A 12,876-nucleotide genomic window follows, 5' to 3' on the forward strand; every position below is an offset into this window, starting at 1 on the left:
CAGTTTATCCAAGGTCAACGCTTGTATCAATAAATTTCTCCATCTCGGTATCTAATAACATGCTCATTTGGACAAGTTGTGAAATTGAAGGCTGTATCCGATTTGTACACCATCTCGAAACTGTCATGTCTGTCACGCCCATTTCCGTTGCAAGCCAATGATTTGTAACGTTCTTCTCAGCCAAAATTATTCTTAACCTATTTGGGTATAATTTTTTTGCCATAAGTTATATATCTATTTGTGTGCAAATATACACAAAAAAGGATATAATCGATGCGATGACTTAGTTTTTTTTTCATTAGATGCGAAAAAAACGACAAGAAGGATAAGTTTCTTGCCGAAATGAGAACAATAACGTCGTAACGTTTGAGGAGAAACAAAGCGACATTTGAGCCTAAACGATACATCGTTTGGAGCGAAATAAAGCATCGTTTGGGGAGGGCTGATAGTTAGGCGGTTAGAGAATACCGCTGACAGTATCGCGGACTGGGAATTTTTCGCAGCCGATATAAAGCGTGTCGAAAGCGTCGGAGCCGTCGGTGCGGTGTTCGAGGATATCTTCTTCCTATTCGGCGAACTTTTCGCCTGACTTGTCCTTACGAAAGCCGTTGCGTCCTCTTGACACTCCAGCCAACTAGATGGCAAGAATAAGGCCAGGATTGTTGCTACGGCTGAAAAAGGGACATAAGGCGTTGCTTGCCAGCGAAGCCCTTGACTGATGAGCTGGTGCTGCTCGTTGAGACGCATTGGGTTGCCTAGATGACCCACTTCTACTTGCTAACCGTGGCATTCAAACTCGTAGATGACCACGAAAATCCTGCTCGTTGGTGGGAGGTTTTGTTACGACCAAGGGCAATAGTGTAGTAGTTGATAACAGTCTTATTCTAGTAGCTCTGAGTGATACGTAAGAATAGAATCCCTGACATCGTGCCGCAATAAACCATACAAGAAATACCGAGATTTTTTGGGTGTAATAAAGGGTGTAAATCACGTAACTCGTTGATTTACACCCTTGTTTGCGGAGAGAGGGGTTTGTGAACCAAACTCTCGTATCTCGTTGTATATAAACTTTCTATATGTTTTGACAAATCATCAGTGTAGCATTTTTGTAGCAGTATTCTGACCGCTTAATGACTACCATTCTGACTACCTATTGAAAGCTCAACCGCTCTCTTTTCTTGGGTACAAAGATATATAAAAATGTACTACCATCCAAATCTTTGCGTCATAAATATTTAGAGATTTTACTGCTACATTTTCCAGTGCAAGGTGCAAGCCCTTATATATAAAGGGTCTTGCACCTTGCACTGCGTGTTTTTAAAGCAATTTTAATTGTCTAAACCGTATTTCATATTGTCTTTTTTCAGATTAAAATCATTATATTAGCCAATATATTATGTGTTCCGCTACTGTTAAACAAACTTGCACTGGCTGCAAGACAGATTGCATAGTATGCAAACATTTTCATGTAGCGGGTTGCTCTTGTGACAGTGCTTTAGTAATTTTATAAGTATGAAAGAATTATTGGAAATGCTGAAGTCGGCAAGAGTGAAAAATGGTTATTCGCAGGAGTATCTGTCTGTTATTCTGAAAGTTAGTTCGAGCCGAATCTCGCGCTGGGAAAAAGGAAAGACAGCAATGACCCTTGATCAAGTTCTGATGTACGCTTCTAAAGTGGACATCCAGCCTACCAAAATATTCGAGTTTCTTGCACGTAATGGGCAGACTGATCCTTTACCTATAGCAGAAATTCACCTGGAGGTTTTCACTGAGGAAGCATTCAGAAGACTTTCACAGTTAGTCTGTGAACTCGGAATAGAACATGTAACAATTAAAACCAAACGATTACGCTGATGGAAATAATCGCAGTAGAAAGCCAAGCCTATCAAGAACTGATAGACAAGCTCAATCGTATTGAGCAGTATGTTGAGCGCACCTCCCGTCTTATCCAAGACATTGACGACGAGCTGGAGATGACCACGAAAGACCTAATCGGGACTCTGAATGTTTCAGAGTCCACCCTTTACCGCTGGCGCAAGAAGCAGCTGGTGCGTTACCGCTACACGGAGGGCGGCGATGTGCGTTATTTTTTCAAATCAATCATTATTGCCGTGAAATGTAACCGGCTCCGTGTATCAGGGATGAGGAACGATGAGATTCTCGGACGACTCAACCGCTTCAAGGACAATCTTATAATGAGTTCTTGCCTTAATCCTAAAAATAGATAAAGTATGATAGATAAAGAACAAATACTTTTGCTTACACAAGGAGGGTTGAACGTGTTCTCCCATTTCCTTGGTTTTGAGGTGAACCTTCATCGCAACTTCCGCAGTCCTTTCTATGATGACAGGCGGGCTTCCTGTCATATTTTCTATGACAGGAAGAGCTCATCCTATAAGTTCTATGATCATGGCGATACCGCCTATTCAGGAGACTGTTTCTGGTTTGTGGCAACCTTGCACAGCCTAAACCTGAAAACCGATTTCCCAAAAGTCTTGAAAATCATCGTACAAGAATTGGGACTGTATTCTTTGTATGACGGTGAGAGGTGTAGCGAGGGCAAAATTGCTACGCCGATTCAGAAAAGTCTAGTCATCCCAAGTTCAAAGGCTGACATTACCGAAAGTAAGGAAGAACGTCCATACAGTTTCGAGATACAGCCATTTGACAATGGGCTGCTGAACTATTGGGGGCATTATGGCATCCATGAGGATACACTCCGCCTTTTTCGGGTACGGAGTCTTAAACGCTATGAGAGTATTTCTTCTGATGGAAGAAAATTTGAACTTTATGGCTCACCTACGGAACCTATCTTTGCTTATATCGGAAACGGGTATGTCAAAATATACCGTCCCCACAGCCCGAAAATCCGCTTTCTTTATGGTGGGCGGATGCCTGCCACCTATTGCTTCGGAATGGAGCAGATTCCTGCCAAAGGAGATATGCTCTTCATTACAGGCGGGGAAAAGGATGTACTCTCATTGTATGCACACGGCTTCAATGCAATCTGCTTCAACAGTGAAACGGCACAGATACCGACAAGCATCATCGAGAGCCTTCAGCTTCGCTTTCGGCATATCATACTTCTGTATGATGCTGACGAGACAGGCGTACGCGAGAGTCACAGACAAGCAGAACATCTGGCAGAATACAAAGTATTGAACCTTTCACTTCCGCTAAGTGGTACGAAGTCTGAAAAAGACATTTCAGATTTCTTTGCCTTGGGCAACGGTGCAAAGGAACTGAAAGAGCTGCTTGCCAAGATGTTCTCAGACCTATACAGCCAAACCATGATGATGTTACGTTCCTGTGAGATTGACTATGAGAATCCACCGGACATTTCCAAATCAGTAGTAGCAGTAAACGGTGTGCCACTCGGCACGCAGGATAACCTGTTCTGCATTACCGGAGGTGAGGGGACAGGCAAGAGCAACTATGTCGGAGCCATCCTTGCCGGAGCGTTGGGAGAAAAACGATTGCCGATAGAGAATACCTTGGGATTGGAGATTACCGCCAATCCCAAAGGCTTGGCAGTCCTGCACTATGACACGGAACAGTCCGAGGCACAGCTGCACAAGAACTTGGGTAAGACACTGCGTAGGGCTTCTTTGACGGCAGTACCGGAGTTTTGCCATTCCCTGTATCTTGCCTCTCTGTCCCGCAAGGACAGGCTGAAGCTTATCCGCGAGAGTATGGACTTGTTCCATCACAGGCATGGAGGCATCCATCTTGTGGTGATTGACGGAATAGCCGACTTAATACGTTCCGCCAACGATGAAACGGAAAGTATTGCCATTGTGGACGAGCTTTATCGCTTGGCGGGGATTTATAATACCTGTATCATCTGCGTGCTGCACTTCGTACCGAATGGTATCAAACTCCGTGGTCATATAGGCTCGGAACTGCAACGCAAGGCGGCCGGTATTCTCTCCATTGAGAAAGACGACAATCCCGAATACTCTGTGGTGAAGGCATTGAAAGTCCGTGACGGAAGTCCGTTGGACGTACCGATGATGCTTTTCGGCTGGGATAAGACAGAGGACATGCACGTCTATCGTGGTGAGAAGTCCAAGGAGGACAAGGAAAAGCGCAAGACTGATGAGCTTATTGGCGTTGTCAAAGAAGCCTTCCGAAATTCTTTCAAGCTCACTTACCAAGAACTTTGTGAGGTTCTGATGCGAGAGATGGAAATCAAGGACAGGACCGCAAAGAAATATATTGCCTATATGAAGGAGCAGCGTATTTTGATACAAGATACAAGTGGTAACTATCAAAAAGGAGAATTATGCCATACTTAGATCAACAGCCAGAAGATACATGGCAGAAACGCCTGTTTGATAAACTGAAGAATATGGAAGACAAGCTCGACCGTCTGCTTGTCCTACGGGAACAGGAAGTAGATACGACCGTTCACCCTCCATTGAAACCCGAATACTTGGATATCATAGATGTCTCCAAAATTTTGAAGGTGGAACAAAAGACCATTTACAACTGGGTTTGGGCAGGGAAAATACCCTACCTCAAAGCCAATGGTCGATTGCTTTTCCTTCGGGAAGAGATAGATGAAATGTTGCATAAACGAGATGGTTGGTAACGGCAGGCAGTATACCGACATGTTAGATTTTGGCAATATATTTGTTTTATTGCCAAAATCTAACTATCTTTGCACCGAACCATTAATGATAGCAGAATGAATGTCAGTAATATCATTGTAGATTTTGCAAACGCCAACAAGGAATTCAAGACGAATGACTTGTCTGAGTATCTTTCCGGGAAGATTGAACTTTCCAAGAAGATGCTGTCCTGGCATTTACGCAAGTTGTTGGACGAAAAAAAAATATTCAGAATAAGCAAAGGAGTATATACGACAACCCCAAAAATCATTTTCCGTCCTGTTCCTAATGCTCACTCCATTCGGTTGTATAAGAAATTAAAAGCGGTATATCCCTTATTGGACTTTTGTGCCTATAACGGTGAAATACTGTCTGACTTGCAGCATCACCTGTCGTACAACAACAATATCTATATAGAAACGGAGCGTGATGCCACTGAAACCATTTTCCACTTTGTACAGGATATGCACGAACGCAGTTTCCTTTCGCCAAAGGAGGATATTATGTCCGATTATATCCGGTTGGACAAAAGATCCTTTATTGTGAAGCCTCTTGTTTCAGAATCGCCCATACAGGAAGTAAACGGCATAAATGTACCAAGAATTGAGAAACTCTTGGTTGATATCCAATGTGACAGGGATTTCTTCTACCTGCAAGGTCAAGAGTCCTTGTACATGATGCAGAATGCCTTTGCCAACTATAATGTGAATATTGGCATGTTACTGCGATATGCCTCACGGCGCAATATTAAACCGCAAATAGAAAAATATATCAAGGAATTTGTATGATCAAGAAAGAATGTATGACCGCCGAGTGGATAAAATCCATTTCTGTGCGTAACAAGTATAAAGACCTGAATCTGATAGAGAAAGTCATCAGGGCAATGTACCTGTTGGAGATGCTGAGATTGTCCGGTTGCCCTTTCTGTTTCAAGGGTGGTTCGGCTCTGATGCTTATTTTGGGTGAGTCCGCTCACCGACTATCCATAGACATTGACATTATCTGCCCGCCCGGGACGGATATTGAGCCCTATCTGAAAGATATAGAAAAGTTCGGGTTCATATCCAAAACCCTTGAAGAACGGCAGCAGAGGGACACGAATATTCCCAAGAGTCACTCGAAATTCTTTTATCACATCGCTTATAAGAACGATGATAAACCTGCGTATATACTGCTTGATGTCCTGTACGAGGATTTACAATATCACGCTACTGAAGAAGTCGAGATTAAAGGACCTTTTATAGAATTGGACGATGAGCCGTTGAAGGTAACCGTGCCATCCGCTGATGATATTCTCGGTGATAAACTTACGGCATTTGCTCCCAATACCTCTGGCATTCCTTATATCAAGGGAGACAGGGATTGCTCACTGGAAATCATCAAGCAGCTATACGATGTAGGCAGGCTGTTTGAACATTCCGGTAACTTTCAGCACACTAAGGATACTTTCACCCAAATCGGGAAAATAGAATTGCAATATCGGGGCTTACCCGCTGAACTGTCACTCATTTATGAGGATATTAGGGAGACCGCCTTGTGTCTGGGCACTAGAGGGCAGATGGGTAAAGGTGATTTCAAAATGCTGCAAAGTGGCATTAAGAAAATAGACGGCTACATCTACAAAGGGAAATATCGCATAGAAGAAGCTATCGTAGATTCGGCTCGTGCGGCTTACCTTGCTACCTCAATAGAAAAATCAAGCACAAGAATTGAGAAATACGATGGAAATCCAAACACCATACTTGCCATGGAATTGTCTCCTTCCGTCAATAATAAACTCAACAAATTGAAGAAAATACTACCTGAAGCTTTCTTCTATTGGGTCAAGACAAGCGAACTATTACAAAAATAACCAGTTAAATTTTGGCAATAATACTCGTTTATTGCCAAAATCTAACCGGCTCGACAAATAATTACAAATACACTTCCATTAGTGTCTCCACTTGGGTCTGAAACTCTGTAACCGGCTATCCTCTTCTTTATCTTGGACAGGGTTGTTTTCATTTTTTATTTTGGCAGAATAATTATTGTTGGGTAAATTCTCTTCTTGCTCCTTTTCTTCCGTTTCATCTTTTTCCTCATCAGGTGGAGCAAGTGTAAGTGCAATCTTTCTGTCCAGCTCCGCAGCTTCACTTTTAAGTGAGCGAAGCTCGTCCTCTTTTTTCCACGAGCTGTTTGCAATAGTAATGTAAACATCCTTATTGGCTGTTACTTTCTCCATTTCCTTCTCGTGCGATTCTATCACCTTTGGAATACGCTCCAAGGCATTAACGAAGTTCTGACATGCGAGTTTCGGGTCTGTTGCCAACTTTCCATTATTGTAAGTGTAGTAGATAGACTCCTGCCCTTTCACAAAGAAGCGGTTCACCGAGCAGTCGAACAAGTCCTTGGAAGTGCTCTCTGTCTTGACCATGATAGAGAAACCATAAATATCACCGATTTTGTTGTACTCGCCCTTGGTTCGTGCCTTCTCGTCTATCTCCTGCAAACGTGCGGCGATGATCTTGATGTCGGTGCAGTCCTCCACACCTTTGATTGTCAGTTTATTGACGGGCAGTCCTTCCTTGTCACGCTCCACACGCTTCTCAAAACACTCCAAATCCGCCTTGGCTTCCTTGATCTTATCCGAATGGAAGGACACGGAACTGTCAATCTCCGCCAACTTCCCCGTCGCGGCATCACGCTCACGGAGGAAATTCTTGCGCTCGGATTCCAAGGTGGTAATCTTCTTGTCCAGTCTTGCTTTCTCCAAAAGGTCGGTATTGCCAGAAAGCACCGCTACGTATTCGGAGAAGTTCATGCCGCTGTCCTCGTCCATTGAACCCTCGTCAATGGTACGACTGCCAAGCGTGTTTGTCTTTAGCTGATTGATGAAAAGCTGCTTGTTGTGAAGCAGGTTGAACTTATAACTGTCTAGCGATCGCTCTACGGCATAGATAATCACATCGACCTTGTTGTCGGCAAACTCCTTGGCAACAAGGTTTCCTTTACGGATGGCACGCCCGTTACGCTGTTCCAGATCCGATGGTCGCCACGGCGTGTCAAGTTGATGGACCGCAACGGCACGTTGCTGGGCATTCACACCAGTACCCAACATAGAGGTAGAACCGAAGATAATGCGAATGTCACCACGGTTCATGGCATCTACCATCGCTTTCTTTGCCTTCTCGTTCTTGCACTCCTGAATGAAGCGTATCTCGTAGGACGGGATATGATAGTCTTCTACCAGCTTACGCTTGATTTCCGAATAGACATTGAAATCTCCACCAGGCTTATAAGTCCCCAAATCAGAGAAAACAAACTGCGTTCCTTTCTGTGCATCGTACTTTTGGTAATAGTCATTGAGCAGCTTCGCACAATGACTTGCCTTGTTGTCAATATGATCTGAGTACACATTTTCATCAATCATGCGTAAATCAAGGCTCATCTTGCGGGCGTAGTCTGTGGCAATGAGCATCTTCGCCCTTTCCTCACTCTCGCTCAGCGGCGCACGACCTAAGATTGTGGCATCGCCACTCTTGGCAAACTCCATCAACTTTCCGATAAAAACCTCCTGTTCGGGTGTCGGTGGTATGTTATGCAGTATCTCATTCTTCTCCGGTCTGTCAATACCGATGTCCTTGGCTGTACGAAAATCGCAAATCTCCGCATAGAAAGCAGCCAGCTCCGGAACCTTGATAAATGTTCTGAAGCGTTCCTTCTGAATAATCTCATTCGTGATGGAAAACTCATAGTCGGTGGACTTCTTGGCAAAGACAGCAGCCCATGCGTCAAAACTATTGATGCCTTGCCTTTCCAAGGCTTGCGGGCGCAGATACTTGAAAAGCAGATAAAGTTCCGTCAGACTGTTGGAAATAGTTGTGCCTGAAAGGAAGGTTGCGCCCAAGTCCTTGCCCGACCGTTCCTGTATGGTACGAATAGCAAAGAGCATGTTTAAGGCACGCTGTGAGCCATCGGGATTGCCCAAACCCGACACACGGTCATGGCGTGTGTTGAACATCAGATTCTTGAATTGGTGCGATTCATCTACAAAGAGGTGGTCGATACCCATCATCTTGAAATCTACAGCATCATCCTTGCGCTCGGCGATGCTATCCTGTATGTTCTGCAACTTGGCTTCAAGCGTCTGCTTGCGTTTTTCCAGTCCTTTGAGCATGCCACGGGAGATGTCTCTTCCTTGTTGTCGCAACACTTCGAGGTTCTCTTCCACGGAGTCCAGTTCCTTTTGCATAATCGCTTCCTGTATCTCCAAGGCCTGCGGTATCATACCGAACTGTTCATGTGTAAGTATAATACAGTCCCAATCGTTGTTCTTGATGTCGTTGAAAATACGCTGGCGGTTCTGCTTATTGAAATCGTTCTTGCCTGGATAGAGTACCTTAGCATTAGGATAAGCTTTCCTAAAGGTATCGGCAATATCGAAGACGTTTGCCTTTAGTCCGATAATCATCGGCTTGTTTGAGAGTCCCAATCGCTTCATCTCGTAGGCAGCCGTACACATGATGAGTGTCTTTCCCGCTCCCACCTCGTGATCGCAGATGCCGCCACCGTTGGTTTTGAGCATCCACACAGCATCCTTCTGACTCTTGTAAAGGTCGGCAATGCCCAATCGTCTGAGGTCAAGGTCGGGAAACGTCTGGTGCGTGCCGTCAAAGTTCGGACGTACAAAACAGTTGAAAAGGCGGTTGTAACGGTCGGATAACTGCTGCTTGAACGTGTCAGGTGTCCGTCCGAGCCAATCGACAAAGCCCTGCCTGATTTCCTCAATCTTGGCATTTGCCATCTGTATGGCATGTCCGTCCCTTACTTTGATGGTCTTGGTCTCTCCCGTAACCTTGTCCGTCACCTCCTTGCTCTTGTTGATGTCGGGAATGGTATTGTGTAGGGCATGCTTTAAGAGATTGATACCGTCATAGCGGCGGAACTCACCCTGTACGGCATACTTGTGCCAGATATTGGCATTCTTTCGGTCGCAGACAATGGAATACTCGTCCATGTTGGAATGGTAGGATACGCCAATATCCGTCCCGAAAAACTCTGAGGCAAACCTGCCATAGACTTTGGCAGGTATCCAGCGTTCACCGAGATTGAAGTCAAGGTCCGCAAATGGAATGGGTGTTGGCGTGGCTGCACGCAAGGCAGCAAGGCTCTGCTTTGCCTCTTCGTGGTCGGGATGGTCCAAGAGCCACGACTCGATACGCTCCGCCTTTTCTATTACATTGCCCGAAATGAACTTGTCCGCCACTTCGTAGGCATTCTCTTCGGGATTGAAATAGATGCGACCTTCCAAGGAAGAAATGATGTCGCTTTCCTCCATATCAGGTAAAAGCGAACTCATGTAGTCAAGTTCCACCGTGCCGTACTTGTTGAGCGATGCACCCAGTGCCTCCATCGGGTCTGCGGCAACGGTCAGTTCCGTGGTGGAAAATGCCGTGGGATGGTCAAAGATGTCCGCTTTGACGTACCTGCCATTCTCAGAGCGTTCCAAGAAGAGCATTTCCACGCCTGTAGCATCCATCTTGATGATGTCGGTGTTCGCCTTCTGGTTAAAGTAGCCCCAGCGTGCAACATAGTCATCATACAGATGATTGAGCCTGCTGCGGTCTTCCCTGTCCTCTGCATGGTTCTCTGCCTCGTAGTCATAGAGACGATGATAGCACTCCCGTATCTCGATATAGGCTTTGAGACGGGAGAGCTGCGCATACGGCAAGTCCATCGGGTTAAAAGTCGGATGTCGCTTTAAGTCAGAAAGAAACCCCATCTGCCCTTTCTGCACGACAATGGAGCCGTCTCTCAGGTGAGAGTCCGGCGAAGAGAGAAAAGGGCGCGGTGAAGCGTCAAACTCCTTTTTGACTTCCACTATCGGCTGCGGCTTGCGCTCCTCGGTTTCGTTCATGAAGTCGAAAAGCGACGGCTCACGTGGAGAGGAAGAAGCCTTTTTCCTGTTGCCACGGGTACGCCGTTGAGGAATAGTCGCTGCTTTTTGCATCTTGGACTCCGATGATTTCTGGGGAGCAGTTTGAGTTATAGGACGATGCGCCTGTGAAGTTCCTGAATTATCCTTGATTTCATTGTTCACACGGCTGACCTCTCTTGTCCAAAGGCTGTATTCCTCCGGGGCAAACAGTGACAGCTGCTCCGGTTGTCCGATGTCTTCCATGTTATTGTCCACCACTGGATGATGATCGTCGTCAAAGAATATCGTCTGCCCGTTCATCTTTCTCGGAGCTTCAATATCCGTACGGATTTCCTGTGGCTCCTGCTCGTATTGATGATGAAGTGTCAAGGCGGGTACGCCTTCGGGCGCAGGTTCTATAGTCATGGAAGGCTGTTCTGATACGAATTGTTGTGGGGCAGATTTTGATGATGACGGCTGTAATGGGATTGTCTCGCCGTTAGGAACGGTATTTTCCATTATCTGCGTATCGTTCTCAGAAGCAATGGTTACAGTCTCCTTAACCTTATTCTCTGTTTCTGCCTTTGTTATCACTTCTTCCTTGATTTCCTCTGCCACCACTTCTTCTTTGGTATATTGTCCCCTGACTATTTCTTCCAGTTCGGCTATCTCGTGCAATTTCTTAGGAGAGAAGTACAGGTCACGTTCAATCCCCAATCCTCTTACCTTCACGCCTTCCATCTCATCGAGGGACATATTGCCAAGCTCCCAGCCATAACCCATCGTGACAGCACCGAAACCAATGCGGTTCTTAGGGTCATATTCCAGAAGGTAGGCTGTGTATGCTCCCATAGGGAAGAAATAGCGTGCATAGGCTATCTTATCACCAATGAGTTCCTTTTCCGTGCTGTAAAGTTTTGGCAGTTGCTTCCTGATATTGTCGGGCATGAGGTTATAGGCATCGTTTATACCCTTGTCTTCAGTCTTTGTCTTCTCTGTTTCTTCTTTCCGACTTATGGTAATACCCAACTTGCGAAGCTGTTTCTCTGCTTCTGCCTCTCGCTCTGCCTCTGTCATCGGTATACCTGTTTCATATAGTTTACGGTCGATACGTTGTCCCATTTCAAGGGAGATCCGTGTTCGGAGACTTTCTGCCATTTCCTCAATCCCTCCCGTGAACCGATACTCCCATGCAGGTCTTCCATAAGGGTCTGTACCCATTATGCGCTCTGTGGCAATGGTGCGATGAGAAATGTCTTTCCAATCTCCTACAAAAAGAGAGTTATGCTTGAAGACGACCGAAGAACCTTCTTCCTTGGGAACAGAAACAGTTTCTACGAACTGCTGTTCAATTCCTTCGCTGATTTCTTTACCCGTCTGCTTTTGCAGGACGATGAGGTCACTGCCTACGTCCGTTCCAGCATTGTCTGAAAACATACCCGATGGCAGTCGGAGAGCGGAGATAAGGCGGCTGTTCTGCATGAGGTAATGGCGTATGGCTTCATTGCGGGGACTGTCTAATACGCCCTGTGAGGTGATGAATGCCAAAATTCCACCTTCCTTGATGCAGTCCAGACCTTTCACGAAGAAGTAATTGTGAATGGCACGTGTGGACTCACGTTTAAGAGTGTCCTTACCTTTGCTGTATTCTCGGTCATAGACCATGAAATCACCGAAAGGAATGTTACTTGTAATAAGGTCGTACTTGTCTTTGTTTTCTAACTCCCCTATAGCTTCAAAAGGCTCATTTCGGACGAAGATATTGCCTTTGCCATAGGGGTGCAGGGCTTGACTGATGCGGGCAGTGAGCAAGTCCTTCTCCATTGCATCTACAACTCCTGCTTGCTTTGCAAAGGTCTCGGCAAAGGCACCCATACCAGCCGAAGGATCCAAACATCGGCGTATGGGTACATTTACAGAAGTGAGAGCATCGGCAATGGCGGTAACGATACGGGTATCAGTATAGAAGGAGGTCAGTACGCTTGCCTTGATGCTCTCCCAATACCGCTTGGCAGTGTTGGCATCTAAGGCTTCACGATAAATCATCTGCTTGAGCTGTTGGGTAGGTTCAAAGAGGTTCTGCTCAGACTTGCTCCAATAGCGTATGTCATCGGGATTATCTGTGCGGTTGAGTACACATTTCAAGCCACCGAAACCTTGATAGTTCCGCAAGATACTTTTCTCAGTTTCGGTGGCTTCACGACGTTCTTTCTCTAGGCGCAAGACCACACGGATGGCTTCCGTGTTGGCTTGCAGGACTTCTTTCTTATTGTATGCCATAGTGTTTTCTTTTAATAAAGTGGAGGTAAAAAGGTCGGGAGGTAGTACTTGTATCTCCCGACCTATATCTATTCCTCGTTGTTTTTG

8 protein-coding genes are annotated in these 12,876 nt (G+C 45.5%); 6 read left to right on the forward strand and 2 right to left on the reverse strand.

The window, feature by feature from the left end; all coding sequences use genetic code 11:
* Positions 1–4 precede the first annotated feature (4 nt).
* Positions 5–223 carry a helix-turn-helix transcriptional regulator gene (locus DYH27_RS12765; protein ID WP_025068397.1) on the reverse strand — a complete coding sequence of 73 codons (219 nt, stop codon included), beginning with the start codon at positions 221–223 and terminating at the stop codon, positions 5–7.
* Between the two features lie 1,307 nt (positions 224–1,530).
* Here DYH27_RS12765 and DYH27_RS12770 point away from each other — a divergent pair.
* From DYH27_RS12770 to DYH27_RS12795, 6 genes are all read left to right on the forward strand, one after another.
* On the forward strand, positions 1,531–1,854 hold the full coding sequence (locus DYH27_RS12770; RefSeq protein WP_004353888.1) for a helix-turn-helix transcriptional regulator: 324 nt from the start codon (positions 1,531–1,533) through the stop codon (positions 1,852–1,854).
* On the forward strand, positions 1,854–2,228 hold the full coding sequence (locus tag DYH27_RS12775; RefSeq protein ID WP_061869213.1) for a hypothetical protein: 375 nt from the start codon (positions 1,854–1,856) through the stop codon (positions 2,226–2,228). The genes DYH27_RS12770 and DYH27_RS12775 overlap by 1 nt, the downstream gene beginning before the upstream one ends.
* Before the next feature lie 3 nt (positions 2,229–2,231).
* Positions 2,232–4,298 carry a bifunctional DNA primase/helicase gene (locus DYH27_RS12780; RefSeq protein ID WP_115338023.1) on the forward strand — a complete coding sequence of 689 codons (2,067 nt, stop codon included), beginning with the start codon at positions 2,232–2,234 and terminating at the stop codon, positions 4,296–4,298.
* Positions 4,286–4,594 carry a helix-turn-helix domain-containing protein gene (locus DYH27_RS12785; RefSeq protein WP_025068443.1) on the forward strand — a complete coding sequence of 103 codons (309 nt, stop codon included), beginning with the start codon at positions 4,286–4,288 and terminating at the stop codon, positions 4,592–4,594. The genes DYH27_RS12780 and DYH27_RS12785 overlap by 13 nt, the downstream gene beginning before the upstream one ends.
* Positions 4,595–4,690: 96 nt before the next feature.
* Positions 4,691–5,401, forward strand: a complete 711-nt coding sequence (locus tag DYH27_RS12790) for a DUF6577 family protein (RefSeq protein ID WP_025068442.1) — start codon at positions 4,691–4,693, stop codon at positions 5,399–5,401.
* Entirely contained in the window at positions 5,398–6,465 is a 1,068-nt protein-coding gene (locus DYH27_RS12795; RefSeq protein ID WP_097646958.1) for a nucleotidyl transferase AbiEii/AbiGii toxin family protein, read from the forward strand. Before DYH27_RS12790 ends, DYH27_RS12795 begins: the two co-directional genes overlap by 4 nt.
* Positions 6,466–6,543: 78 nt before the next feature.
* Here DYH27_RS12795 and DYH27_RS12800 read toward each other — a convergent pair whose 3' ends face one another.
* Complete coding sequence (locus DYH27_RS12800) at positions 6,544–12,789, reverse strand: helicase-related protein (protein ID WP_025068441.1); 6,246 nt, start codon at positions 12,787–12,789, stop codon at positions 6,544–6,546.
* Positions 12,790–12,876 lie beyond the last annotated feature (87 nt).

It is taken from the genome of Prevotella denticola, assembly GCF_900454835.1.
Lineage (GTDB): Bacteria > Bacteroidota > Bacteroidia > Bacteroidales > Bacteroidaceae > Prevotella > Prevotella denticola.

What these genes read in the sequence shown, in the direction of transcription:
- DYH27_RS12765 (WP_025068397.1), bottom strand. Translation starts at nt 223, where the DNA reads ATGGCAAAAAAATTATACCCAAATAGGTTAAGAATAATTTTGGCTGAG.
- DYH27_RS12770 (WP_004353888.1), top strand. Translation starts at nt 1,531, where the DNA reads ATGCTGAAGTCGGCAAGAGTGAAAAATGGTTATTCGCAGGAGTATCTG.
- DYH27_RS12775 (WP_061869213.1), top strand. Translation starts at nt 1,854, where the DNA reads ATGGAAATAATCGCAGTAGAAAGCCAAGCCTATCAAGAACTGATAGAC.
- DYH27_RS12780 (WP_115338023.1), top strand. Translation starts at nt 2,232, where the DNA reads ATGATAGATAAAGAACAAATACTTTTGCTTACACAAGGAGGGTTGAAC.
- DYH27_RS12785 (WP_025068443.1), top strand. Translation starts at nt 4,286, where the DNA reads ATGCCATACTTAGATCAACAGCCAGAAGATACATGGCAGAAACGCCTG.
- DYH27_RS12790 (WP_025068442.1), top strand. Translation starts at nt 4,691, where the DNA reads ATGAATGTCAGTAATATCATTGTAGATTTTGCAAACGCCAACAAGGAA.
- DYH27_RS12795 (WP_097646958.1), top strand. Translation starts at nt 5,398, where the DNA reads ATGATCAAGAAAGAATGTATGACCGCCGAGTGGATAAAATCCATTTCT.
- DYH27_RS12800 (WP_025068441.1), bottom strand. Translation starts at nt 12,789, where the DNA reads ATGGCATACAATAAGAAAGAAGTCCTGCAAGCCAACACGGAAGCCATC.